Annotated in this window: 25 protein-coding genes and 1 riboswitch; of the genes, 10 read left to right on the top strand and 15 right to left on the bottom strand. The window is 47.4% G+C overall.

Annotation, left to right across the window (positions count from 1 at the left end; translation table 11 throughout):
* Positions 1-22 precede the first annotated feature (22 nt).
* The 4 genes from thiC to QGP82_RS33035 form a co-directional block, all read right to left on the bottom strand.
* Positions 23-1,390, bottom strand: coding sequence for a phosphomethylpyrimidine synthase (thiC, locus tag QGP82_RS33050; RefSeq protein ID WP_499062137.1), 1,368 nt, complete (start codon positions 1,388-1,390; stop codon positions 23-25).
* A gap of 61 nt (positions 1,391-1,451) precedes the next feature.
* A complete protein-coding gene (locus QGP82_RS33045; protein WP_499062136.1) occupies positions 1,452-2,960 on the bottom strand; it encodes a sodium:solute symporter family transporter in 1,509 nt (502 codons plus the stop codon).
* A gap of 104 nt (positions 2,961-3,064) precedes the next feature.
* A riboswitch (TPP riboswitch) is annotated at positions 3,065-3,161 on the bottom strand.
* Between the two features lie 86 nt (positions 3,162-3,247).
* Positions 3,248-4,183, bottom strand: a complete 936-nt coding sequence (locus tag QGP82_RS33040; protein WP_163663563.1) for a GDSL-type esterase/lipase family protein — start codon at positions 4,181-4,183, stop codon at positions 3,248-3,250.
* Positions 4,184-4,298: 115 nt separating this feature from the next.
* Complete coding sequence (locus QGP82_RS33035) at positions 4,299-4,658, bottom strand: VOC family protein (RefSeq protein ID WP_163663561.1); 360 nt, start codon at positions 4,656-4,658, stop codon at positions 4,299-4,301.
* A gap of 256 nt (positions 4,659-4,914) precedes the next feature.
* Between QGP82_RS33035 and QGP82_RS33030 the strand changes: the two genes are divergently transcribed.
* The 3 genes from QGP82_RS33030 (at position 4,915) to QGP82_RS33020 (ending at position 7,814) form a co-directional block, all read left to right on the top strand.
* A complete protein-coding gene (locus tag QGP82_RS33030; protein ID WP_499062135.1) occupies positions 4,915-5,781 on the top strand; it encodes a response regulator in 867 nt (288 codons plus the stop codon).
* Between the two features lie 99 nt (positions 5,782-5,880).
* Complete coding sequence (gene ubiE / locus QGP82_RS33025) at positions 5,881-6,588, top strand: bifunctional demethylmenaquinone methyltransferase/2-methoxy-6-polyprenyl-1,4-benzoquinol methylase UbiE (protein ID WP_499062134.1); 708 nt, start codon at positions 5,881-5,883, stop codon at positions 6,586-6,588.
* The gene (locus tag QGP82_RS33020) at positions 6,585-7,814 is read left to right on the top strand and encodes a DUF445 domain-containing protein (RefSeq protein WP_499062133.1); all 1,230 of its coding nucleotides are present in this window, start codon (positions 6,585-6,587) and stop codon (positions 7,812-7,814) included. The genes ubiE and QGP82_RS33020 overlap by 4 nt, the downstream gene beginning before the upstream one ends.
* Positions 7,815-7,925: 111 nt before the next feature.
* Here QGP82_RS33020 and pstB read toward each other — a convergent pair whose 3' ends face one another.
* From pstB to QGP82_RS33000, 4 genes are all read right to left on the bottom strand, one after another.
* Positions 7,926-8,723 (bottom strand): phosphate ABC transporter ATP-binding protein PstB, encoded by a 798-nt coding sequence (gene pstB / locus QGP82_RS33015; RefSeq protein WP_163663553.1) that lies wholly within the window; start codon positions 8,721-8,723, stop codon positions 7,926-7,928.
* A 51-nt stretch (positions 8,724-8,774) separates the two neighbouring features.
* Positions 8,775-9,683, bottom strand: coding sequence for a phosphate ABC transporter permease PstA (gene pstA / locus QGP82_RS33010; protein WP_163663551.1), 909 nt, complete (start codon positions 9,681-9,683; stop codon positions 8,775-8,777).
* Between the two features lie 74 nt (positions 9,684-9,757).
* Positions 9,758-10,741, bottom strand: a complete 984-nt coding sequence (gene pstC, locus QGP82_RS33005; protein WP_163663549.1) for a phosphate ABC transporter permease subunit PstC — start codon at positions 10,739-10,741, stop codon at positions 9,758-9,760.
* A gap of 313 nt (positions 10,742-11,054) precedes the next feature.
* Positions 11,055-12,083 (bottom strand): PstS family phosphate ABC transporter substrate-binding protein, encoded by a 1,029-nt coding sequence (locus QGP82_RS33000; RefSeq protein ID WP_163663547.1) that lies wholly within the window; start codon positions 12,081-12,083, stop codon positions 11,055-11,057.
* A 384-nt stretch (positions 12,084-12,467) separates the two neighbouring features.
* Here QGP82_RS33000 and QGP82_RS32995 point away from each other — a divergent pair, with 384 nt between their 5' ends.
* A complete protein-coding gene (locus QGP82_RS32995) occupies positions 12,468-12,881 on the top strand; it encodes a thiol-disulfide oxidoreductase DCC family protein (RefSeq protein WP_163698747.1) in 414 nt (137 codons plus the stop codon).
* Positions 12,882-12,932: 51 nt separating this feature from the next.
* Here the strand turns inward: QGP82_RS32995 and QGP82_RS32990 are convergent, their stop codons facing one another.
* From QGP82_RS32990 to QGP82_RS32975, 4 genes are all read right to left on the bottom strand, one after another.
* Entirely contained in the window at positions 12,933-13,205 is a 273-nt protein-coding gene (locus tag QGP82_RS32990) for a DUF3143 domain-containing protein (protein ID WP_163663540.1), read from the bottom strand.
* A gap of 20 nt (positions 13,206-13,225) precedes the next feature.
* A complete protein-coding gene (locus tag QGP82_RS32985) occupies positions 13,226-13,696 on the bottom strand; it encodes a J domain-containing protein (protein ID WP_499062132.1) in 471 nt (156 codons plus the stop codon).
* Between the two features lie 14 nt (positions 13,697-13,710).
* Positions 13,711-14,577, bottom strand: a complete 867-nt coding sequence (locus QGP82_RS32980) for a YaaW family protein (protein WP_499062131.1) — start codon at positions 14,575-14,577, stop codon at positions 13,711-13,713.
* A gap of 202 nt (positions 14,578-14,779) precedes the next feature.
* A complete protein-coding gene (locus QGP82_RS32975) occupies positions 14,780-15,037 on the bottom strand; it encodes a CRR7 family NDH-1 assembly protein (RefSeq protein WP_499062130.1) in 258 nt (85 codons plus the stop codon).
* 363 nt (positions 15,038-15,400) lie between these two features.
* Here QGP82_RS32975 and sir point away from each other — a divergent pair, with 363 nt between their 5' ends.
* From sir to QGP82_RS32960, 3 genes are read left to right on the top strand one after another with little or no spacing between them, the layout of a single operon-like run.
* Positions 15,401-17,350 carry a sulfite reductase, ferredoxin dependent gene (gene sir, locus QGP82_RS32970; RefSeq protein WP_250564908.1) on the top strand — a complete coding sequence of 650 codons (1,950 nt, stop codon included), beginning with the start codon at positions 15,401-15,403 and terminating at the stop codon, positions 17,348-17,350.
* Between the two features lie 20 nt (positions 17,351-17,370).
* Positions 17,371-17,928 carry an NUDIX hydrolase gene (locus tag QGP82_RS32965; RefSeq protein ID WP_163698741.1) on the top strand — a complete coding sequence of 186 codons (558 nt, stop codon included), beginning with the start codon at positions 17,371-17,373 and terminating at the stop codon, positions 17,926-17,928.
* Between the two features lie 42 nt (positions 17,929-17,970).
* The gene (locus QGP82_RS32960; RefSeq protein ID WP_163663529.1) at positions 17,971-18,381 is read left to right on the top strand and encodes a hypothetical protein; all 411 of its coding nucleotides are present in this window, start codon (positions 17,971-17,973) and stop codon (positions 18,379-18,381) included.
* A 6-nt stretch (positions 18,382-18,387) separates the two neighbouring features.
* Here the strand turns inward: QGP82_RS32960 and QGP82_RS32955 are convergent, their stop codons facing one another.
* The 3 genes from QGP82_RS32955 to QGP82_RS32945 form a co-directional block, all read right to left on the bottom strand.
* Entirely contained in the window at positions 18,388-18,912 is a 525-nt protein-coding gene (locus QGP82_RS32955; RefSeq protein ID WP_163663527.1) for a plasmid pRiA4b ORF-3 family protein, read from the bottom strand.
* Complete coding sequence (locus QGP82_RS32950) at positions 18,912-20,324, bottom strand: LCP family glycopolymer transferase (protein WP_163663525.1); 1,413 nt, start codon at positions 20,322-20,324, stop codon at positions 18,912-18,914. The genes QGP82_RS32955 and QGP82_RS32950 overlap by 1 nt, the downstream gene beginning before the upstream one ends.
* Before the next feature lie 220 nt (positions 20,325-20,544).
* Positions 20,545-20,910 (bottom strand): hypothetical protein, encoded by a 366-nt coding sequence (locus QGP82_RS32945; RefSeq protein WP_163663523.1) that lies wholly within the window; start codon positions 20,908-20,910, stop codon positions 20,545-20,547.
* Between the two features lie 169 nt (positions 20,911-21,079).
* Here QGP82_RS32945 and QGP82_RS32940 point away from each other — a divergent pair, with 169 nt between their 5' ends.
* From QGP82_RS32940 to acnB, 3 genes are all read left to right on the top strand, one after another.
* A complete protein-coding gene (locus QGP82_RS32940) occupies positions 21,080-21,901 on the top strand; it encodes a mechanosensitive ion channel family protein (protein ID WP_499062129.1) in 822 nt (273 codons plus the stop codon).
* Between the two features lie 241 nt (positions 21,902-22,142).
* Entirely contained in the window at positions 22,143-23,000 is an 858-nt protein-coding gene (locus QGP82_RS32935; protein WP_250564907.1) for a mechanosensitive ion channel family protein, read from the top strand.
* A 191-nt stretch (positions 23,001-23,191) separates the two neighbouring features.
* On the top strand, positions 23,192-25,798 hold the full coding sequence (acnB, locus tag QGP82_RS32930; RefSeq protein WP_499062128.1) for a bifunctional aconitate hydratase 2/2-methylisocitrate dehydratase: 2,607 nt from the start codon (positions 23,192-23,194) through the stop codon (positions 25,796-25,798).
* Positions 25,799-25,820: the final 22 nt, after the last annotated feature.

The following is a 25,820-nucleotide window of genomic DNA, read 5'->3' as shown; positions in this document are numbered from 1 at the left end:
ATAAAGAAAGTCTCAGATGTCTTTACACTGTTGCTGCTTTAGCTAAGAACTTCTCTAGTTCTGTGAGTTTGTCTGCGTCTACTTTAGTCTGCATCGGACAGAACTTAGGACCACACATAGAGCAAAACTCAGCTGTCTTGTAGATATCAGCCGGTAGTGTTTCATCGTGATACTCACGAGCACGCTCAGGATCTAAGGACAGTTCAAATTGTTTATTCCAGTCAAAGTTGTAGCGAGCGTGGGAAAGTTCATCATCGCGATCGCGAGCTCCCGGACGATGGCGCGCAATGTCAGCTGCATGGGCTGCAATCTTATAAGCAATTAAGCCATCGCGGACATCTTCAGCATTGGGTAAACCTAGATGTTCTTTGGGGGTTACATAGCAGAGCATAGAGGTTCCATACCAGCCCGCCATAGCTGCACCAATGGCGGAGGTAATGTGATCGTACCCGGGAGCAATGTCAGTTACTAAGGGTCCCAGCACATAGAATGGCGCTTCTGAGCACTCTTCCATTTGTTTGCGTACGTTAAACTCAATTTGGTCCATGGGAACGTGACCAGGCCCTTCCACCATCACCTGGACATCGTGTTCCCAAGCACGTCGGGTCAGCTGACCAAGTGTTTTTAGTTCTGATAGCTGCGCCTCATCCGAAGCATCATGGAGACAACCCGGACGTAAAGAGTCACCAAGACTAAAGGAAACATCATACTTTTTGAAAATTTCGATGATGTCATCAAATCGGCTATAAAGAGGATTTTGCTTATGGTGATGCAACATCCATTGGGCAATAATGCCACCACCCCGAGAAACAATACCGGTAATGCGATTTTTCACCAACGGTAAGTATTCAATCAGTAGTCCTGCATGGATGGTCATATAGTCCACGCCCTGCTGAGCGTGCTTCTCAATGATGTGAAGAAAATCATCCTCAGAGAGATTTTCAATGCTGCCATGGACACTTTCTAACGCTTGATAGATGGGAACTGTACCGATGGGAACGGGAGCAGCATTAATAATGGCAGTACGAATCTCATCTAGGTTGCCACCACCTGTGGAGAGATCCATCACGGTATCAGCACCGTATTTCACAGCAAGGTACATTTTGTCCAACTCTTCGCTGATATCAGAAGAATTGGGAGAAGCACCAATATTGGCATTCACCTTGCACTTACTGGCAATGCCAATAGCCATAGGCTCTAGATTGGGATGGTTGATATTGGCTGGAATAATCATCCGTCCCCGAGCAACTTCTTCTTTAATCAGATCAGCAGGTAGATTCTCTCTCTTAGCTACATACGCCATTTCCTCTGTGATCATGCCCTGACGCGCATAGTGCATCTGGGTAACATTCGCTTGTCCTCGACGGGGGGTAATCCAGTTTGTTCTCATCTTTAAACCAAAATAAAGTGGGGTAACAAATGGTGACGACTTGGCCAGGTCGGCCCAGGAATTAGGCTGGCAAGCTGTCTTCAGCTTGAGCTACATAAGGTGTAGCTTGTAGCTGATCGTAATTAAAAACGGGAGCTGTACCATTTTGTTTTGCTAAGGTAGTCCAAACTAGTGTGACCACTGTTGAAGTAATCAGCGCTGCTGCAAAGCTATGGAGTAGATCTGCACTACCAGGCACCATTGGAAATAAGGGTGAAAAGTCTGGTTTTTGAAAAAACAGTAATCCTGCCACCATCCCTATGAGCGAGCTAACAAAGGCATTACACCCTGTAAGATGGCGACTGTATAAACCATATAGCATGGGGAATAAGACGGCTGCACAAATCAAATCGGCAACAAAAAATAAATACAGTACGCTGTAGCCTTGGGAGGCAATTGCGATCGCAGGCACCCCTATCAAAACAGTTAAAATTCGTGAAACTCTCAGCACATTCTTCGCTGACGGGTCAGGCAACACGCGCATAAGATCTAGCGTGAACACACTGGAAATACCATTGAGCATGGTGTCCAGGCTGCTCATTACTAGGGCCAGAGCCAATACAATCACACTGACTAACACCCAACCAGGCATCGCGAGTTGGCTCAACAAACCAAAGAACGCAGTTGCACCAATAATGTCCGGTTGTTCTGCTGCTAAGGGAACTGCCAACACACCTAACAAGCCTGCAATAAAGATCAGTGGCAAAATGATAACTGCCGACCCCAGAAAAGCTCGACGCACTGTTTGGCTGTCACGACAGGCATAAACTCGTTGCCAGTTGCCCTGATTAAAAACCTCTGCGGCAACAATAGCAATGATCAGTGTGGCTCCAAAGCGAACACCATCAATGTTGCCCAAGGATAATAGCTCGGGCTGCTGAGCAGAAACAGCAATAAAGGCATCTGTCCCCCCCAAAGCCACAACAATCATCCCTGAGCAGATCAACAACAAGGGCACAATCACCACAAACTGAACCACATCAGTCAAGATCGTGGTGCCTAAACCTCCTACCGTCGTGTAAATAAACACTGCTGTAATCACTACCAGAGCGGTGACTCCTAGAGGAACATCGGCCACTAGCTGCAATGCCTTGGCAATAGCTGTTAGCTCTGCTGCCAGGTAAATAAACATGTAAAAAACAATTACCGTCTCCACCAGCCAGTACATGGGGCCGCCAAAGCGATGCTTTACATACTCATTTAGGGAATGACCCTGGGGCATTAGGTGGCGTAGTCTTGGCCCTACGATAAAAAATAAGGCCACGGCCCCTGCTGAACCAAGACAATAACCCAAAATAGCTGACACTCCACCAAACGCGGAGCCTGCCTCCTGGGGACTAAATAAAATCCAGGCTCCCAAAGCTGAAGCCGTCACCGTTGCCAAGGCTGACCAACCACCAACCTGGTTGCGATTGACCATGTAGCTTTCTAAATCAATCCGTTGACGCCCAGCATAAAGCACACCAAGTAGGGTAAATGCTGCTGCCGTTACTAGAGTCACTAGTAGCGCGATCGCTCCTATGGACACCATGCTTCCTCATTGCGTTGGGCAGAACACTAGGAGCGATGAGCATAGTCTGTAGATAACAGATATCACCCCTTGACTTTCCCACGGATGCATTCAGCAGTAACAGTCAACTAAATCGGCTGCTTCCCTACGCTGGCATGACCCAGACTCAGGTTCCGAGGGTATAATCTCAGCCCGTTTGAGTGGGCACCCCTAGCTATGTGATTGATATTATCACAGTAATTATCAGAAGGCAGTGGATCGGGTTCACTGCAAAGAAAGGTTACGTAGCTGTTCAGAGAAAACTGGTTTTACTTGGCCAAGACTTCGAGGGTAAGGGCGGTTAAAGATTGAGTCACCAAGGTATTCCCACTGGGGCTGAGATGAATATGATCTCGATAAAGATGTTCAGGTATAGGGGTATCTTGGAACAGTTGTAAGAAATCTATATAGGGAATCTGTTGCTGAGCGACTAGTTTATCCACTCGCTCACGGGCAACAATCTCATAATCTCTTGGGCCATGGAGCACCTCCCGTTTAAGAGGGGTCATGGCTAACAACAATATGCCGTTGTTGGTAACTACATATTTCTTGATCTCAATAATGGCTGTTAGATTTTTGCCAATGCGATCTCCTTTCTCGTTCTGAACCTCTTTTAAACCTGGAATAGGTTGTTGTTTCTTAAAGCGGTTAAAGATTTCTAAGATAGCAAGCAAAGGCTTTTGATTTGGATAACTGCGGTCTTTACCCACCTGAAGCGAATTAGGCTGGACACCAAAGAGATCATCAGTGTTGATCACCAATATAACAATCTGTGACTCAAAGATTCCAAATTTTTGTAGATAAGCCAGTTCGTTGCGAGGTCCCCATGAATTGGCAGATGCATTGAGCACTTCAGCCCACTGTATCTCATCATATTGAAGAAGGCTATTCTCTAGTCTTACCGATAATGTAGAAGATTGATCGGTCCACCAATTTCCGTTAACAATAGAGTCGCCAATTAGAAATACCCTTAGAATATTCAACGGTCGAGTTTTTTCAATCTCATTCGACCGCATGGAATATTGATTGATGTTAATTAAATTACCGAAGCGTCGCACTCGCTGATTGGGGGCTAACAGATACCCGATAGTATCATCAGCTACATAGAGAGGTGGATTGCCAAACCCAAACAAGAGCTTCAGGGCTAACTCCACTAAGAGAAATCCTACTAAAGCAAAAAGCAATCCTAAAATAACAAACTTCACGGATAGCCCCCGTTTAGAAAGAAAAATATCAAGAATAAGAATTAATCTTCACGCTACCATGCCCCCATATAAACATTTTGCCAGCATTGCGCTATAGGCAATTTAATCTGATATTTTACAGTTGGCTCAATTCAATAACATGACCATCTGGGTCTTGGACAAATATCGCTGCACGACCAGACGAACTGGCTTGCATCGGTATATGAGCTAACTTTAATCGCTGTTTGGCAACGTCTAAATCTGTAATTGCAAATGCTAAATGTGCTTGACGCCCCCACTTTTCATCAGGGGCTGGCTGAGAATAATCACGCTCCGCTACAATTAGGTGGATTTGAAAAGAGCCTAGCTGGTACCATGCTCCAGCAAATTTCAGGGTTCGTTCTACTTTGGTTAGTCCAAGGACTGTTCCATAGAAATGTTCTGCTGTTGCCAGATTTGAAACGTTGATGGCGGCATGCAGAATTGACTGTAACATCTCTTAAATTTTCTAGTCAGCTTCCTTATTGTAGCGAGCCGTAGTTGGGGCTAGCTTGACAGTTCAGGTATATTGCATCACTAGCCAGATAACTTCTCTCAATCGTTACTCCAGAATTAACCTGGGTTTACTAATATCATCAGTCAAACACAGTCTGGTGTGATTCGATGGGTATCGTTATCCTGTGAGTAGCCCTCTCTGTGTACTCCTGCAAGTCTTTATGAACACAGTCAGTCCTTTAAATGCAGCACAAGTTTTGACCAGGCAAAAGCCTCGGCTTCTAGTTGTCGATGATGAACCCGACAATTTAGACTTGCTATACCGCACATTCCGTCGCGAATATCAGGTTTTGAGAGCTGAGAGCGGCAGAAAAGCATTAGAGGTATTAGAAGATGATGGCGAAGTTGCGGTCATTATTTCTGATCAGCGGATGCCTGATATGAGCGGCACTGAGTTCCTGAGTAAGACGGTGCCTGACTTTCCGGACACGGTTCGTATTATTCTTACAGGGTTTACAGACGTTACAGATTTGGTTCAAGCCATTAACAATGGTCAAGTCTATCGCTATATTACTAAGCCTTGGGAGCCAAATATTCTAAAACAGCTAGTTCAAAAGGCTGCTGACACCTATGAGCTGCTTAAGGAAAGTCATCATGCACTGTATGTTGCTGATCGGCAATCTCAGCTCATGGGCAGAGTCGCTGAGATTGCCCACATGGCGATGCAGGAAAGCGAGGTACTACAGTTTATTGCTGATGGATGGGGACAAACGCTATCAGCTCAGCTATGTGTCATCAAGTGTGTAGACAATGGAGCAATGGCTACGTTTGGCAACTTGGGTGGTCAAAGCCTAGACAGTAACCCGTTAGTGCAGGCTGTAATGGCAACTCGTACTCTGCAAACTTTGCCTGACGTGAGCGCTAGCAACGTCAATGATCATCTCTACGAGGCAACAGGTACACGAGCTCATTTAGTTGCCCCTATCATATTTCAAGAACGTCTGTTAGCAGTGGTGTCACTCCATTGGGCCCACAGCTATCGCACGCTCACTGATGTCAGCAATATTCTAACGATTGCAACGAATCAAATGGCTCAAGCTCTAGTTGCAGTCCGCTCTCAATAGGCTCAAGCGGCAGTATGATAAAAGGCGGATTCAGTTGCCGTAGTCAGCATCAATTGTATGCTAGGGTCGCTGATCACACTTGTCCGTAGGAAGGAACTGATGGCTCAGGCTGCTCCCGATGCCAACTATATTCGTGACTTATTCGACCGGATTGCACCGGTCTATGATGACTTAAACCAATCTCTGAGCTTTGGTCTACACAAGGTTTGGAAGCAAATGGCTGTGGATTGGAGTGGTGCCGAGTCAAGGATGAATGTTCTGGATGTATGCTGCGGTAGTGGTGATTTGGCCTTACTGCTAGCACGAAAAGTGGGGGCTGATGGTCGGGTGACCGGGGCAGATTTTGCGGTTGAGCAACTTGCGATCGCAGCCCAACGTGCTGCCACCAGGGGCTATACCACCCGCACTACTTGGGTTGAAGCTGATGCCCTTAATTTGCCCTTTGAGACCAATCAGTTTGATGCCCTGACCATGGGCTATGGTCTACGCAACCTCATCAATATTTCCAAGGGGCTGAGTGAACTCCACAGGGTCTTAAAGCCCAATGGCAAAGCCGCTATTTTGGATTTTCATCGTCCGAGTTCTGCTTTCGTTAAGCAGTTCCAGCAATGGTATCTCGACACCATTGTGGTGCCCACCGCTCAGCGATGCGGTCTGACCGAAGAGTATGCTTATATCGGTCCCAGCGTAGATCGTTTCCCTATGGGTAGTGAGCAAGTTGCCTTGGCCCAAGAAGTCGGTTTTCGTGAGGCTGTGCATTATCCTCTCGTCGGGGGGATGATGGGTGTCCTGGTGGCGCAAAAATGATTGCAGTTTCTCCCATTGTGTTGGTTGTGCCCCCCATTGTGGGTGGCATTATTGGCTATTTCACTAACGATTTAGCCATCAAAATGTTATTCCGACCCTATCGTCCTATCCACCTGTTTGGCCAACGACTACCATTTACGCCAGGGTTGATTCCGAGCAACCAAAACCGTCTGGCCAAGCGGATTGCCGATACGATCATGGGGTCACTTTTGACGCCCGAAGAGCTACAGCGGCTGGCGAAGCGACTACTTAAAACTGAACGTATGGAGGGTGCCATTCGTTGGCTCTTGAACTTAGCCCTCACCCAAACGCAGACTAGCAACCAGGACAAAACAGCCTATATCCTCGGCAATATTCTTCAGGATATGCTGGGCCAATCTTTACCCAAAATGTTAAAAGTATGGGCCCGGGATGAGAATTTTCTGGCTGATCAAATTGACCATATTTTTGATCAGGTCCTGCTGAATTTTCGTCTAAACGAAAATCAGGCCAAACAAATTTCTACCTGGGTGCGCCAGGGCATTTTGCCGCCTGATCGTCTACGTCGCTTAATTATTGACTTTCTCACCGATCGAAATATTAAGGTGATTGACGAAACTTTACGAGAAAAAACTAGCGGTACGTATTGGGTGGTCGCCAATATTTTGGGCGTGCGCAATGCTCTCACCCGTCTACGCACCTATTGTTTAGATGAACCGGTCAAGTGTAACAGCCGCATTGCTGAACTGATTAACGCTCTACGCGTGGAAAATCGGTTTCAAGAATGGTTGCAAAATTTCTCACTCCAGGATTTTCCAATATCGACCGTCCAACAACTCAGGCTCACCCTGCGGCAGACTATTCGCAGCTATTTACAAACAGACGGGGTGCCGTTGCTCAGGGGGTTAAGTGACTCCATTGACTGGCACAAGGTAGCCCAGCGATTACTGAAACGATTACAGACATCCTCAGTCGTTATGGATTCTCTGGATACTGCTAGTCAAGAACTCGCTCTTATCCTGGAACGATATTTGGAGGAAGATTTGGAAAACATTGTTGCTAAGGCAATTCCCATTCTTGATATTGACCAGGTGATTATGGAACGGGTCAATGCCACGTCCCCACGAAACCTGGAAATGGCGATTCAAGGCATTGTCCGCAATGAGCTACAAGCCATTGTTAACCTGGGGGGAATTTTGGGTTTTACTATCGGTCTCATACAAGCCGGAATTTTATTATTCCAGTAGGGGGATTGCATGCAATCCCCCTACCGCATACAAAAAACAGGGCACCTACAAGAGATGCCCCTACGGAGATAATTTGAAACGCTTGGATGATGTGGATAGCCAACCGGTGAATTAACCGAATCGGCCAGATACATAGTCGCGGGTGTATTCTTCGCGAGGATTGCTAAATATCAACTGCGTATCGTCATATTCCACCAGATACCCCATCTTGCCACCAGCTTCAGTGGCCTGTGCATTGAAGAAGGCAGTCTTATCTGAAACGCGGGATGCCTGCTGCATATTGTGGGTCACAATCACGATTGTGTATTGTGTCTTCAGGTCATGCATCAACTCTTCGATTTTTAGTGTGGAAATGGGGTCAAGGGCAGAGCAGGGCTCGTCCATGAGGATGACTTCGGGTTCGATGGCGATCGCACGAGCAATACACAAACGCTGCTGCTGCCCACCTGATAGGCCTAAACCACTGTCTTTGAGCTTATCTTTGACCTCATCCCAAAGGGCTGCCCCTTTTAAGGATCGCTCCACTAGCTCATCCATATCACCTTGGTAACCATTAATACGAGCACCAAAAGCAATATTTTCATAGATGGACTTTGGGAAAGGGTTTGGCTTCTGGAAAACCATGCCCACGCGGCGACGTAGTTCTACAGGATCAAATCGCTTAATGTTTTCTCCGTCAAACAGAATATTGCCGTCAACGCGAGCACTTGGAATCAGATCGTTCATCCGATTAAAACATCGCAGCACAGTACTTTTGCCGCATCCAGATGGACCAATAAAGGCCACAATTTGGTTACGAGGAATATCCAGAAAAACGTCTTTAACCGCCAAGCTAGATCCGTAGTAAACTGAGATTTTTTCAGCCTTTAAAGCTGTATCGGTCATAGTTTTAGGACGTGTATCTTGCATAATTTATAATTCCTGCGAATACCCAATATCTTGGTAAATGAATGCGGTAAACTAGTGCGTCTTCTGAAAACGATTACGCAAGTAAATTGCGATCGTATTCATCAACAGCAGCATGACCATCAGCACGATAATTCCTGAAGCGGCAATATGGTGAAACTCTTCTTGGGGACGGCCAACCCAGTTGTAGATTTGAATGGGCATTGCCGTAAACGGACTTTGCAAGTTCTCAGGTGTAGAGCGAATAAACGCAACCGCACCGATCGCGAGCAAAGGTGCTGTCTCTCCAATAGCGCGAGATAGCGCCAGAATTACCCCAGTTAAGACACCAGGCATTGCACTGGGTAGCACGTGATGCCAGACAACCTGCCACTGATTAGCACCTAACGCAAAACCCGCCAAACGAATGCTGTTGGGTACTGCTCTGAGAGCTTCTCGCGTAGCCACAATAATCACTGGCAAAATCAGTAGCGAGAGCGTTAACCCCCCGGAGAGCACACTGCGTCCACCTGTTAAGGGCTCAAGAATACGCACAAAAACAGCTAGACCCAGCAAACCATAAATAATTGAGGGCACACCAGCCAGGTTCCCAATGTTTATTTCCACCAACCGGGTAAACCAATTATCAGTGGCAAACTCCTCAAGGTAGATGGCTGCACCCACACCAATGGGGAACGATACCGCTGCCACAATCCCCATTACCCACATGGTGCCGAAGAAAGCTGCCTTGATACCGGCCTGCTCAGCTTTTCGTGATGGGAATGCTGTAAAAAAGTTAGGGTTTAGCGTGCCTAAACCATCTTGCAAAATCGTAAACAACAACCATGCCAGCACCACAACAGAAATGATAGTGGCAGTCCATGCAGCTGTTGCAAATACTTTATCTAGGTTGTAGCGACCGGACAAATCCTGCTTAAAGTTGCCAGTTGGTACATCCTTATCTTCAATCCCTTGAGCCGTCATGTCCTTGTATTCCTATTTGCTCACTTGCTCTACTACTCATCACACGGTCTGCGTTAACTCAGAAAACGCTTTCATTAGTCGTACTTCTGACGGAAACGACGCACAAACCAAAAGCTAAAGACATTGAGAGCAAGGGTAATTAAAAATAGGGTCATGCCCACTGCGTACAGAGTTTCGTAGGCAATGGTTCCATGGGGAGCATCCCCCTTTGTCACCTGCACAATGTAAGCTGTCATGGTCATGACGGGTACGAATGGATTAAAGCCCAGGGTAGGGTTTGCGCCTGCCGCCAAGGTCACAATCATGGTCTCACCGATGGCCCGTGACATCGCTAAAATCAGGGATGAAACAATTCCTGAAAGCGCAGCAGGCAAAACAACAGACCAAACCGTTTCACGCTTGGTGGCTCCCAATGCATAGGAACCATCACGTAAGGACTGAGGCACAGAATAGATGGCATCCTCACTCAAAGACGCCACCATAGGCGTAATCATAATTCCCAAAACAATGCCCGCACTTAGGGAATTGAAACCTTCCACAGGCTCTAAAAATGCCTGCAAGAAAGGGGTAACAGTCAACAGAGCGAAGTAACCATAAACCACCGTCGGCACACCCGCTAGAATTTCTAGAACAGGTTTGAGGATTTTACGTAGTTTGGGACTCGCATATTCGCTCAGGCAGATGGCAGCTAATAGTCCCAAGGGGAGGGCTACCGCGATTGAAATAAAGGTGATCATCAGCGTCGCACTGATCAACACAAAAATTCCAAACTGCTTACTCGCAAACAAAGGTGTCCAACGGCCAGCCGTTAGGAAATGAATAACCCCTTGAATATAAGAGACGTTTTCGCCATCCTTTGACAGCTCAGCTGGTAGATCTCCAAAGAAAGAAAAGGCCTCAAAAATGAGCGTTGCGATAATACCAATGGTGGTGACAATCGAAATTGCAGCAAATGCTCCGCAGATGATCTTAACGATCATCTGAATAGCTTGAGAACGACTGCGATTCGGTTGCCAAGCACCAGGGGCAATATCATTTAAGGGAAGCTCAGCTGTCATGCATAAAGTCCTCAGCTTGGGTTTAGGCTACACCACGTCCAGGCACCTGCTTACTCTGGGTCAAAACGACCGTTTTGGACGTGGACAATGTTCGAGTGCATCCAATGTTTAAGCCAATGCTTTAGGTCAGCTGTCACTCTTGTTTGCAGGGAATAAGAGTATCAGATGCAAAAATAGACTACTAAATTTTTGTCCAGAAACGATGCATCCAGCGATGCAGAACAGAACTTAGCCAAAGAGAACTGGGGAGAGTGAACTCTCCCCAGTTGCAATGACCAATCATCAGGCAGAGAGCCCCTGATGGGTTTAAACCCTACAGGTTAGTAGGGTCGCTGCCTAGCTTGGCCTCATCAACACGAGCCTTGGCATTAGCTAAGATCTCATCAGGCAATGCAACATAACCAGCATCACCAATTAGCTCGCCATTCTTGGGATCAAGCATGAAGTCAACAAAGGCCTTGACCTGCTCCTTAGTGTCGTAGGCTTCTTTCTTCACGTAGAAGAACAGGGGCCGGGACATGGGGTTGTAGGAGCCATCAGCGATAGTCTCAGTAGAAGGAGCTACACACTCACCAGCTTCGTTCTGGATTTCAACCGCCTTCAAAGAGTCAGAGTTCTCTTCAAAGTAGGCGTAACCAAAGTAACCTAGGGCACCCTCTTCACCCGTTACACCCTGCACGATTAAATTATCATCCTCACTGGCAGCATAGTCACCACGGCTCGCACCCTCTTCACCATTCACTTCATCGGTGAAGTAGTCGAATGTACCAGAGTCAGTACCAGGACCATACAGATCTAGTTTCTGATCGGGGAAGGACGGATCTACCTGGTTCCAGTTGTTAACTTGATCTTCAGCATCAGGAGACCACATGGTGTTTAGCTGCTCAGTAGTCAAGCACTGAGCCCAATCATTAGCCTGATTAGTCACAATGGTCAGACCGTCAAAAGCGACGGGCACCTCGATAAACTCAATGCCTGCCTCTTCGCAAGCCGCAACTTCTTCATCCTTGATAGGACGAGAAGCATTGGAAATATCAGTCTCACCAGCGCAGAATTTCTTGAAGCCACCGCCGGAACCCGAAATGCCGACAGTTACATTGACATCAGGGTTAACAATGCTGAATTCCTCACTCATTGCTTCTGCAATGGGGAATACAGTACTAGAACCATCAATTAAAACATCGCCAGAGACACCACCAGCAGCAGCAACTTCAGTGCCACCGTCAGCAGGTGCATCGGCGGTATCAGTTGTAGTGCCACCGCCGCAAGCAGCCAGGCTAGTTAATAGAGCAAGCAGAGTCGCTGAGTATGCGTAGCGCATTTTCCGTGCTTTGAATTCCATGATTGCTTAGACTTAAACTCCTCACCAACAATGTCTAAAGACATTCTTGGTGAAAACTACCGAGCTCAGGTAAAGGCAAGGTTAAGAAAAATTTGAAAATGTGCTTAAGCTAACATGCATCATTCCGTGATTTTGTGCCTTTAATAACGTTATTAATGTATAGCAAGCTACATTGGAGGTGCCCTAATACCGGGTCAAGCCGACAGGTTTTATTCCTATAATTAAAAAATAAACGGGTGTGATGCATGGGCTTAAATCTATAGCGCTCTCCTAAAAAGCCTGATTTCTAAGCTGATTTTTGACTGCTCTGAATATTGAATATAAGCTCCCCTCCTGTAAGTCGTCTGTGTCCGGCTTGTACCTGTTCTATTTAGCGTGATCCCTATGCACTGCGTAATTTACGATGGCGACTGTAATCTCTGTACAACCTTAGTCCAATGGTTAGAGTGGCTTGATCGGGGCCAGCGCTTTCATTATGGGTCGATGCAAGATGCTGAAATCCTGGAGCAGTTCAACGTTACAGCTGCTGATTGTGAGTTAGGGATGCTGCTAATTGATGAGGCTAATCCTAAGAGGCGTTGGCAGGGCAGTGCTGCTGCTGAAGAAATTGGAGCCTTGCTACCAGTTGGTGCTCTGTTTGTGGCTGCTTACCGTAGCTTGCCGGGCCTGAAGCGTTCTGGGGATCAGCTGTACATATTCATCCGTGACAATCGATATAGGTTATTTGGTCGGCGTGCTGCTACCTATGAGTCAATCCACCGCGTCTGTAAGTCAGACCGATGTGATCAATATTTTTAATCACCACGTTAAGGTCGGGACTCCTAAATACTTAAAATGCGCTGTGTAAAGTTAAGGACCCGCAAAAATGGCATCTTCTAAATCTTGACGGCTTAGGGAATATTTGAAACCCCGTTGAATATCTTCCCCGGTATCGCCTGCATCTAAATAACGCACAACTAGCGAGTCCGTTTCTAGAATTAAATCTGCTCGCCAGGTTGCCTTGGAAATTTCCCAGCGATTGAGTTCAGAATTGTCTTGCTTGCAACCCTGCTGGGTCAGCCATAGCTCAATGTCAGGCAGCGTGTGGTTGTACAGAGGTGTATCAGTGGAGGGAAGGGCCATGGCGTATTGCTATTGCTAAATTAAGGCTGTAAGACAGACAGGGTAAAATCACTATCGGCGATCCCCAAAATAAATACTAGGGCCAGGCAGACGGCAAACGTTAGCCCCAGTATAAACAGAGCAAATATCTCCCCTGCAGATAGGGGGCGATCGGTCGGATCAAGGTAGGTATAGCGAGACTCAAAGGGTGAATCTTTGCCGGAACCCGTCCTAACATCTTTAGGGGCTTGGCTCACGTAAAACCGAGAATAGCCTATTTTACTATCGTAGCTAAGACGTTGTTCTGGATTGCTTAGGGTGCCATAGGCTTCATTGAGGGCTTGAAACTTTTTGGTTGCGATCGCACTTGATAACTCAGTCGTATCAGGATGATAGAGCTTGCTTAACTCCCGATAAGCGCGACGAATTTCCTGGGGGGAGGCCGTCGGCTTTACCCCCAAAAGTTCATAGTGATTTTTGGGACTATCCTCAGAGACGCTATTTGTCGTCATATATGTCTGCCAAATTATGCCGCCGCTTCCAACGTTGCATGATCGGATAATGAGTTATCCGAATCGCGGATCAATCGAATTTGGGCCAGAGTAAATACGACTGGAATCACGCGAGTATAGTTTGAGGCAATTGCTCGCCAGCCTAGATCGACGATAAACCAAGTCCATAGGGCTGGCCCTAAGCAAGCAAATACACCCCGTACAGCACTGTATCGTGCCGTATTAATAGCCATGCCGCGAGAAGCCAGCTGGATAGCCGCTTTCCCCTGCACTTTAGTGCCCAAAGTAGCGGCCCCGCGCAGGGTTTGTTGAGCCACCTGATAACGTGCCATCTGGAGCGCAAACTGTTTTGCAATTTGCTGCAGTAACCAAGGGCGAATCACAGAACTAGCAGCAACGGCACCGCTCCCCTTAAGTACTAAGGCCATAGGATTTTGTTGTAACTGAGGCGATAGCCGTTGAAACTCTTTCATCTGCGCCAATTCATTGGTCAATCGTTTTTGCAGCTGACGTTGCTGACTAGGAGGTAGCTGCTGCCAGGTCTTTTCGAGTAACTGCAAAAATATTTCGGCTTCTAAATCGAGGGTGGATAATCGTGTAGACAACCGAAGTTTAAGGTGACGGTTGAGCTGTAGCAAAATTTGTCGATAGCTCAGATGTTGGGTGTCTTGTCGCAGCACCGTCAAACCATCAGCCGCCAGATAGCGCAGTCGAGCCTCTATTTGTTGGATACGATGGGTGCGATCGCAACTCTGCACCTTCTGGGGGGAAGGGGTACACCAATAATCTAAAGGATTAAACTTGGGTCGAAATAATACCTCGGCCAGGGCGGCCAGTTCAACGTGGGTTGCTAACTCTAACCCCGTCCTGAGTTCATCCACAGGTCAACTAATTGTGTTGAGACAGCATAATTTTGTTCTTCATTCTACATAGTTCTCTAGAGAAACGGGATGGACCAGGGGGGAGAAAAGGAGTTGGTGCATTCAGGACACCATATAATTTAATAGAAGTTTTATGCCAATGCAGCATGCTCCCGTTTTACTGGAAGCACCGTTCCCCTTACCTATTCCCTACTACCCATGCCTACTTTTCCAATCTCACTGCATACCACTGCCAGGACACCCCGGGGGTAACTTCAAACTCACAGGCAGTATCGCGTAGATGTAGAGCTTGCTGGTCAACTAAGTCAAATTTTTGTAAGTCTCTGGGAAGGGGGCCAGGATACTTCTCTAACATGGCTTTGAGCTTAGCCAATAGCTCATCAGGCTCTAAAAAGACCTCCTCGTTGCCAGGAATCAGCAACACAAACATCTCTTCGCTGTACATGGTGGCATCTGCCATAGATCGAGCCTCCGCTTGGCAAGATAGGTAACTCAATCCTAAGGGCTTACCATGGATAAGGTGGAATCACTTCAGCCCAGCCTTGATTTTCAGCATCAGATAACATTTGGCCAGAGAGTAACCACTCACAAAATGGTTGGCAGTGATACCATTGGGTATACACCACTATCCCGAGCGGATTACCGGGAAATCAAAATCTAACGATTTACCGGGTAATACCGTTATTGACTAGCTATCTGACTACAATTTAGCTCCGCTAGTCTAATCAACCGAGACACTTAAATATTAGGCTTGGATGCTTTTCCATAGCCTGTTTCGTTTTTCGGATTCATCAGTTCTTGTTCTGCTATCGACCGCTGCATCATGGTTCAAACCCCGATTTCTACTAATAGCCACGTAGCTCAGTCGTCGGTTCCGGCGATTAATCCTGTAAAGAAAGTATCCAGACTGGAAGGGATTAAGGAACGTAGTCAGTTTCTCCGGGAACCTGTAGCAACCGAGCTTGCCCAAGACACTACTCATTTCAGTGAAGACGGTATCCAGATCCTGAAATTCCATGGGTCTTACCAGCAAGATAATCGCGATAACCGAGTGAAAGGTCAGGAAAAGGATTACCGCATGATGTTGCGGACCCGCAATCCTGGAGGTTTAGTTTCACCGGAAATGTATCTGACCTTAGATGAGCTGTCGGACAAATACGGCTACAGCAACATTCGGGCTACCACTCGCCAGGCGTTCCAGCTCCACGGCATCCTAAAGAAAAATCTGAAGGCCACCATGGCGTCGATTATTCGTAGCATGGGGTCCACCCTGGGAGCCTGCGGCGATTTGAACCGCAATGTGATGGCTGTACCCGCTCCCTTTAAGGACAAACCAGAGTATGTCTATGCCCGGGACTATGCTAACCGGATTGCTGACTTACTCACGCCCCAAACTCCCGCCTACTATGAAATTTGGCTAGATGGCGAAAAGGCCGTCACTGGTGAAGAGCACCCAGATGTCGTCGCTGCGCGTCAGAGTAATGGCAATGGCACCACCTTCCAGGACAGTGTCGAGCCCATTTACGGCACCCACTATATGCCGCGTAAGTTCAAGTGCTCGGTGACTGTACCGGGAGACAACTCCGTAGACGCCTATACCCAGGATGTCACTCTGGTGGTAATTGTTGATGAAAATAAGGAGTTACTGGGCTTTAACGTATTGGCCGGTGGCGGTATGGGACGTACCCATAACAAAGAGGAAACTTTTGCCCGTATTGCTGATGAAATTGGTTATGTAGATAAGGAAGATGTCTATGACCTGGTAAAGGCAATTGTGGCCACCCAGCGTGATTATGGTGATCGTGTACAGCGCCGCCATGCTCGGATGAAGTATCTCATCAACGATTGGGGCGTTGAGAAGTTCCGGGCCAAGGTTGAGGAGTACTTTGGCAAGAGCCTGCAACCTTTTAAACCTTTGCCAGAATGGAAGTTCTATGACTATCTAGGCTGGTATGAGCAGGGCGATGGCAATCTCTTCCTCGGTGTCCATATTGAGAATGGCCGGATTTATGACAATGGTGCATTCAAGATCAAGTCAGCGCTGAAGGAAATTGAATTACGTTATCGGTTGCCCATCCGTCTTACTAGCAACCAAAGTCTGTTGCTAACGGAGATCAACCCAGCTGATAAGGACGAAATTGACCGTATCCTAACTAGCAACGGCATTGAAGCAGATAATCAAATCAATCTGCTTCACCGCTATGCCATGGCTTGCCCAGCTCTACCTACCTGCGGCTTGGCGGTTACTGAGTCGGAAAGAGCTATGCCCACTGTGCTTGACCGAATTCAAGCACTGCTGAATAAGCTAGGGCTAAAGAAAGAACACTTTGTGATTCGCATGACCGGTTGCCCCAATGGCTGTGCCCGCCCCTACATGGCTGAACTTGGCTTTGTGGGTAGCGCGCCTAATTCCTATCAGCTGTGGCTCGGAGGTTCGCCTAATCAAACCCGATTAGCCCAGCCTTACATGCAGAAAATGAACATTGATGATCTGGAGAGTACTCTAGAGCCAATGTTTGCCTTCTTTAAGAAAGGTCGCCAGTCTGGTGAAAGCTTTGGTGATTTTTGCGATCGCCTCGGTTTCGACGCGATTCGTAACTTTGCTGAATCCTATGTACCTGCCAAGAAGGCATCAGGTCGTCGTAAGCACCGTGTCGGTGTCTCTGGTGAAGTTTACCTACAGCTGAAGGAAGCCGCCGCCACCAAGGGCATGAGCATGGCACAGATTGCAGAGGATGCGATCGCGACTTATCTTAACAACCAAAGTAACTAGGCCCTTTTCCGGGTTAATCAATGGCTAAATTCACCAGTACTCCCAATCGCTGTGTCATCGTTGACGGCGAGGAGCTTTGGATCAGCCGTAGCGTTACCGTTCTGGCCATTGTCGTGGTCGTTTGTGACGGTAACGCCTACGTCCCCCTGAATAAACGTGGTCCTGACCTGCCGTCTGAGGTCGGCAAGTGGTGTTTAGCAGGGGGCTATCTAGACTATGACGAAACCATCGGTGGGGCTATGCTTCGTGAAGTCTGGGAAGAGCTGGGTCTGGATCTTAAGGAGATCCAGGCAAACCATCGACTAGTGGGTTCCCTTGATCAACCTAGTCTAGTTTTTAGTGAGCCCCGCCACTCCCAAAATGTCACCATGCACTATCCTGTGATGGTGTTTCTCAGTCAAGGTGCAGACCTACCGCCGTTAAATCCTCAGGTAAGCAAGGGCGAAGTCACAGACGTTGGCTGGTTTGAGTTGGAGAAAGCCCTGGAAATGGAATTAGCTTTCAAGCACCAGGAAATTCTACGTCGCTGCCTTAGCAACGAATTTGCTAAGATTTGGCCAGCATCGTGTCTGACCTAACGATATCCGCTCAGACTTTTACATCCGCTCTCCATAATCGATATGCGGCCAATTTCTAAACGTCCCCAACAAATCGCTGATAGTCAGTATCAAGCCTTAAGCACCCAGCATCTTTTTAGTCAGTACATGCTGCAGGACCAAATGCGGGACCAGGTGTTTATGGCGTCATTGAGTACCTTCAAAGCTGAACTACAGCGGATCAAAAAGTCGGCATCACTACGTCATGCAAGCCTTGATTGGTATTTAGACGAACTCAATGAGTTAAGACAGCAGTTTGATACCTACGTCAGCACATTACGTCGCAAAGGGTTAATACAGTTCACTCTACCCATGGAATTAGCCTTATTCGCCACCCGCAGCCAGTGGTTTATAAACTACCAAGGACCACAGATTCGTCGGGGATGGCAGCAAGCGGCCCAAGGCTTTCAGCAAATGTCTAACCCAGAAAAATAATAGCCACTAGCCCGAGTGCAGTTGTACGTTGACAAGACCCAAATCAAAATAGTCAGGATCAAAGTCCCCACCGACTTCATCCCATCGGGTCAAATATTGCGGGTCATCGGGGTCATCGAGAATTTCTATTAGCTCGTTGTAACCCCAAATACCGCCACAGCCTTCGGGAGGGCAGCGTAATTCTCCGGTGATGCAGTGGGGATAATGGCCTTGAGGGTCGGCGGGCAAAATCATTTCCACCTCTATAGTGTGAAACCAACCGTCACGTAGGTCATACACGTAACAGAACTGCACCAGATCATCCCTAATGATTTCATTAAGGGGCATTTGCAACAGAGAGGGCTCAGTATCAGATCGCTGCTTACCAATGCGGTAATGATAGTTCGATAAATTTTGCCACCCCATGGCAATTTGCACGATGCGATGCAATTCTTCTAAGTTTGTGGTGGCATTGACCAATAATCGTCGCCATATAGGCGGTTCGCTATCGGTTAAAGTCAGTTTGATTTGATAAATTCGCTCATTGGGCATCAAAGGGCGGCTCCATGTTCGGCTAACCAATCCTCACCCAATTGAATTGTAATATCTGAGTTAAGGTTGCCAGTACTTTCAACCCGCACCTCACCAATGCCTAAAAACTGCTTTAGCATTGATGCACTGGCACGATCACCACGTTGAGCAACGATGCGGGTTTCAGCAAGTGCCTCGTTCAAATCGTAGCCAACACTCACATTGCGATAGCCACTATCGTAGAGAGTATCCACCAAAGACTGGATTGCAACTTCATCACCAGTACTGTCTTGAATCACCACGCTTAAATAGGAAGGGCTGGTAGCCTCCATCATCTGAGCGGCATCTAACCCAAAGTATTGCTCAACCATCTCATCAATTTTTGCGTAATTTGGGAGCCAGTAGCTAAGACTATATTCTGTCGGACTACTAAAGTTACCTGGCAGCATCAACATCTGCACGTCTGAACGGCTAGTTTGAGACCCGTAACCTACCAATGCCACCAATTCTTCTACTGAGAGGTTGGTATCAACATGGGACTGAATAACTGACAAAATCTTCGGGAGTCGGGCGATGGTTGCTGGATTAAGCGTTTGCTCAATGACAGCCCGCATCATTGTCTGCTGGCGCTGTACCCGCCCAATATCGCCATTCTCGTCGTAGCGAAACCGTAGAAATTGCAGCGCCTGATTGCCGTCTAAAGTTTGTCGACCCGCTTTCAGATTGATGTACAGATGCTGGCTATCGTCCTGATATTTCATATCCTGTGGCACATTAACCGTCACGCCGCCCAGAGCATCCAGCAGTTTTTCCACACCCTGCACATTGATACGAACATAGCGGTCGATCGCCACCCCCCCTAGCAAGTCGCTGATGGACTCTGCTGTTAATGCAGGCCCCCCATCCAAATTAGCTTCATTGATTTTTGTCAACATACCATTGACCAATGCCCTGGTATCACGGGGAACAGACATCACCACGAGCTGCCCCGTGCGCGGATTGAAACGCAGCAGCAGCATAGTATCTGATAGGCCCTCAAAGGAGTTAACCAGGGCGTGATATCCCAAGTCCTCTGCACCTGCAACAGACCGATCGAGATCAGAGGTTAGAACTTTGACCCCAAGCACCAGAATATTCACCGGTCTGGTCAAACGGGGGAGGCGCAAACTACTGGTCGCAAGGATAGGTTCATCCTCGCTGAAAACAGCCGCTTCTTCAGGTGACAGCTGACTCTGTAACAGTGGCTGACTATTCATAGACACCGCCAGCAATGCCCCCGTAGCCGCTGAAAACGTCGCTACACTGGCCAATGACACAGTGATCCATGCCCACTTAGGTATGCCCAACCACCCACGACGTTTACGCTGCTTGGGCAATACCGCCTTCTTTATTGGCTGTTTAGCTGATTGTTTTTTGCGGTGTGGGATGGACACAGAATGACCTCAAACCTGGAGAATAATAATTGAGAAGAAGGGCTATGAAAGCGGAAATGTAGCCGTTAGTTTAGCGACTATTGGCCACAATTGACTAATTAATATAGCTACCCTTGCCCAAGGTAATGGAAAACTGCCATACATCAGGGACAGCAGTCCAATTTTTAGCAGAATAGTAGCAGTATTTTTCTGAAAAGACGGATCTTTTCAAAACGCAACATTAATCCGGTAGCCGGCGGCTTAGCTGGCTAACGCCTGGGAGCTTAGTCGATTTCCCTTGGAATATCCGTAGCATCAGCCATAGATTTGTCAGAAAATAGCCGCTCCCCACAAAGCTACTCGCAATCCAAAATCGTAGGGTCGCCAGCTGGGAAAATTCGCTATGGGCACCCGCACTCAGCAACACAGTTGCTAATAACCATCCCATTCCCAAGACAACGGCTAAGCGACTTACTTGCTTTAGCTGGGCATCAGGTTCATGGGGAGTACCATAAAGAGTTAACAGAGAGGCAGGAATGCCTAAAACTGGCACAAGGTTTAGATAGAGCCGTAGCCGCAATAGATAGTTAGGTGATGATTGTTTCACAAATAACCTTGACTGCTAACTACCGAAAAACGAGAAATAAGGCTGAATAACGAACAGAACAATCGATAATGTGCGCTGAAAGCTTAAGTGTTTTAGCGGAAGAAATGTATATCTATATTCAATATTATACTTTCACTTTGTAGATACATTTTGGGCTGGAAGGATCGTAATGAACGAAGCATTTTTAACCAATATAGCTAGCAATGCTACCAGCATTCTGATCGCAGTTGGTCTCAAAATTGTTGGGGCGCTCATTTTCTGGATTGTAGGTCGTTGGCTGATCAAGTTTGCCATTGGTTTGTTGACCCGTAGCCTTAAAAACACCACCATTGATCCAACACTAATTATCTACCTTAAATCTACCGTTGGTGTTGTCCTAAATGTTGTTTTAGTGGTTGCCATTTTAGGTTTCTTTGGCATTGAAACTACATCTTTTGCGGCCCTATTAGCTGCTGCTGGCATTGCAATTGGCGCAGCTTGGAGTGGTCTATTAGCTCACTTTGCAGCTGGAGCGTTTCTAGTTATTTTGCGTCCCTTCAAAGTCGGTGATTTTGTTGCAGCAGGCGGAGTGACAGGCACTATTGAAGAAGTTGGTTTATTTGTTACCAAAATCAACACTATGGACAATGTAATGACGATTGTCGGCAACAACACAATTTTCTCGGATACAATTCAAAACTTCTCTACCAATCCCTATCGCCGTGTTGATTTAGTTGCTCAGCTCGATAATTCTGTGGAGCCTAGCCAAGCGATCGCACTACTTAAAGAAAAACTAGCTGCCATTCCCAATGTCATGACAGAGCCTGCTCCAGATGTCGAGATTCTGGAATTCAATCCCATGGGTCCTGTTTTGGCAGTACGCCCCTATTGCAACAATAACGACTACTGGCAGGTGTATTTCGATACCAATAAAGTGATTCGCGAGGGCTTTGGTCAAGCTGGTTTCCCAGCACCTGCTCAGCACTTTACTGTGCATCAGCGAGCAGCCTAGAAACGAAGTCTCTCAAGAAACTGACATGTAGATGAAACGGTGAAACCATACCAACGCTCGGCAACACCATTTTGTTAATCCTAACGATTGACTAAAATCAACCTCAAGAGCGATAGACACGTCTATCGCTCTTTTTGATGGAAAGTTTTGACCGATAGCTAGCTGAAAGACAGTTAAGCGCGTAAGCAAAGCAGTATGATCAAGCACTTAGCTCATATTGTCATGCTAAGCACATAAATCCATGAATGCGCTAGGTCAAATCTCATCTGCTCAGTCTAATCAGCTATTGACCCAAGTTCGAGATATCTCTGTAGATATTGGCTTACAGATTATTGTTGCAATTATCATTCTAATCGTGGGTCGTTGGATGGCCTCGTTTGTCAAGCAGCTGATTAAAAAGCTAATGGCAAAGGCTCGCATTGAGCCAACGTTAATCTCTTTTGCTAGTAATATCCTTTATTACGGGACCTTAGCCTTTTTTATTTTGGCAGCCCTGGGTCAGCTAGGAATTGAAACAACATCGCTGATTGCTGTTCTGGGTGCTGCAGGCCTGGCGATAGGCTTGGCCTTGCAGGGATCGCTGTCAAACTTTGCCGCAGGCATCTTAATCATTTTATTTCAGCCCTTTCGAGTAGGAGACTGGATAGAAGCGGCTGATATCAATGGCATTGTGGAAGAGATCCAAGTGTTTACAGTTATCCTACGCACCTTGGACAATCGCACCGTAATTGTGCCGAACAGCAAGCTGACCGATAACAACATCATTAATTATTCAGCCAAGGGAATATTGCGGGTGGATCTGGTAATCGGTGTGGCCTATCAGGAAAATTTGGCCAAGGTTAAACAATTGACCTTGGAAGTTTTGGCAGGTCAAGACTTGGTGCTAGCAGAGCCTAAACCTACGGTAGGTGTCCTAGAGCTGGCTGATAGCAGCGTTAATCTGGCTGTGCGGCCTTGGACTAAAACTGAGAACTACTGGAATGTATATTTCGGCGTTCAGGAATCCCTTAAAACACGGTTTGATGAAGTTGGCATTAGTATTCCATTCCCTCAGAGAGAGGTTCATCTAATAGGGAGAAATAACGGGAATAATTCCTAAAAAGCTATTCTATTTTGAGTTTGAGAGGAGTCCATTGAGACGTTCTACAATCTTTTTATCCCTGACACTACAAGGATCCTGGGCGACTGCTGAGGTGGAATTGCGCTAGGATGGATGTAGAATCCAGAGAGTGGCACTCTTTTGTCAATTTTTCCGGTCTAATATTTTTTAAGATAGCGTAGGGGTAAGTGATGCTGGAATCATATCGCAAACATGTAGCTGAAAGAGCGTCATTGGGGATTCCTCCACTACCGTTAACTGCTGAGCAAACAGCTGATCTCTGTGATCTACTTAAGCAGCCGCCTGAGGGTGAATCTGAGTTTTTGATGCATCTGTTGTGCGATCGCATTCCCCCCGGAGTTGACCAAGCATCCTACGTAAAAGCATCCTTTCTAACCGCCATTGCCAAGGGCGAAACCACGAGTCCATTGATATCGCCCCTAAGAGCCGTGCAGCTACTCGGCACAATGTTAGGTGGTTATAACGTCCAGTCCTTGGTAGATCTACTTAAATCTCCAGATGCAGAACTGGCCCAAGCTGCCACCGATGCACTCAAGAAAACACTGCTTGTATATGACGCCTTTAACGACGTACTAGCGCTAGCCAAGGGCAAGGATAAAGGCAGTGACTACGCCCAACAAGTCGTAGATGCCTGGGCTACAGCGGAGTGGTTCACCAGTAAGCCCGAGGTTCCCGACACCATCGATATCACTGTTTTCAAGGTCCCTGGCGAAACTAATACAGATGACCTTTCCCCTGCCCCCCATGCCACTAGCCGTCCAGACATTCCCCTGCATGGTTTGGTGATGCTCGAGTCTAAAATGCCCAATGCCCTAGAAACCATTGCCGAGCTAAAAACCAAGGGTAATCCGGTGGCTTACGTAGGGGATGTTGTTGGTACCGGGTCCTCTCGCAAATCGGCGATGAACTCTGTTATCTGGCATTTGGGTGAAGATATCCCCCACGTTCCTAACAAGCGGACAAGCGGCTACATCCTCGGTGGCAAAATCGCGCCTATCTTCTTCAATACAGCAGAAGATTCGGGTGCTCTCCCCATTGAGTGCGACGTCTCCCAGATGGAAACTGGCGATGTCGTTACCATCCATGTGCGCAAAGGCGAAATTACCAAGGATGGCGTTGTCATTGCCACCTTTAGCCTCACACCTGACACCCTGCTAGATGAAGTCAGAGCCGGTGGACGCATTCCCCTAATGATTGGCCGTGCGCTCACAGATAAAACTCGTGCAGCTTTAGGCCTAGCACCTAGCGATGTATTTATTCGTCCTGCTGCGCCTACTGAGACTGGCAACGGTTACACATTGGCCCAGAAAATGGTCGGTAAAGCCTGTGGTTTGCCCGGTGTGCGACCGGGTATGTCCTGCGAGCCACTGATGACGACAGTGGGTTCTCAAGACACCACTGGTCCGATGACCCGCGACGAGATGAAGGAGCTGGCCTGTCTTGGCTTTAGTGCGGGGCTAGTGCTACAAACCTTCTGCCATACCGCAGCCTATCCAAAGCCAGTGGATGTAGAGACCCATGCCACATTGCCAGATTTCTTTTCCTCTCGCGGTGGTGTTGCCCTACAGCCTGGGGATGGCATCATTCACTCATGGCTAAACCGCATGCTGATGCCCGACACTGTGGGCACAGGCGGAGATTCCCATACCCGTTTCCCCTTAGGTATTTCCTTCCCAGCTGGGTCTGGTTTAGTCGCCTTTGCAGCTGCCATCGGTGCAATGCCTCTGGACATGCCCGAATCGGTTTTAGTCAAATTTAAAGGTGAATTACAGCCTGGCATTACACTGCGGGACATCGTTAATGCAATTCCCTACGTAGCTATCCAAAAAGGTCTACTCACCGTCGAGAAGAAGAATAAGAAAAATGTTTTCTCCGGTCGCATTATTGAGATGGAAGGAATGCCTGATCTGAAGCTGGAGCAAGCCTTTGAGTTAACTGATGCAACGGCAGAGCGTTCTGCAGCAGGCTGTACCATCAAGCTTAGCGAAGAGACTGTGGCTGAGTATCTACGGTCCAATGTGGCACTGATGAAGAACATGATCGCCCGTGGGTATGCCGATGCTCGTACTTTGGCACGGCGAATTGCGGCGATGGAAGATTGGCTGGCCAATCCCAGCCTGATGTCAGCGGATGCAGATGCAACCTATGCAGAGGTGATCGAGATTGACCTCAACGAGATTAAGGAACCTCTGGTGGCTGCACCGAATGATCCTGACAACATCAAAACTCTTTCAGATGTTGTTGACGACAAAGTTGATGAGGTCTTCATCGGCTCCTGTATGACTAATATTGGCCACTATCGAGCATCAGCAAAAGTGCTAGAAGGGGCTGGTACTGTTAAGGGACGTCTTTGGATTTGTCCACCCACTCGGATGGATGAACAGCAGCTGCGTAAGGAAGGCTACTACGGCACCTTTGCCGCCGCTGGAGCCCGAACTGAGATGCCTGGATGTTCGCTTTGCATGGGGAATCAGGCCCGTGTGGAAGATGGTGCAACAGTCTTTTCTACGTCCACTCGCAATTTCAATAACCGCATGGGTAAAGGTGCTCAGGTATATCTAGGTTCTGCAGAACTGGCAGCTGCCTGTGCATTGCTGGGCCGAATTCCCAACATGGAAGAATATTTGGAGATTGTTGCGAAGAAGCTCGATCCCTTTGCAGATGAACTGTACCGCTATTTAAACTTTGATCAACTCAAAGGTTTTGAGGACGAAGGGCGTGTGCTTTCAAAAGATGAAGAAGAGAAGATTGAAAAAGAAGCACTCTCAGTAAACTAAAGAAAGCTTTAGGCCAGGGCTA

It is taken from the genome of Leptothoe sp. LEGE 181152 (assembly GCF_032906605.1).
In the GTDB taxonomy this organism is placed as follows: domain Bacteria; phylum Cyanobacteriota; class Cyanobacteriia; order Phormidesmidales; family Phormidesmidaceae; genus Leptothoe; species Leptothoe turfae.
The sequence above is the reverse complement of the archived record's forward strand: the minus strand, read 5'-3'. Positions and strand labels throughout refer to the sequence as shown.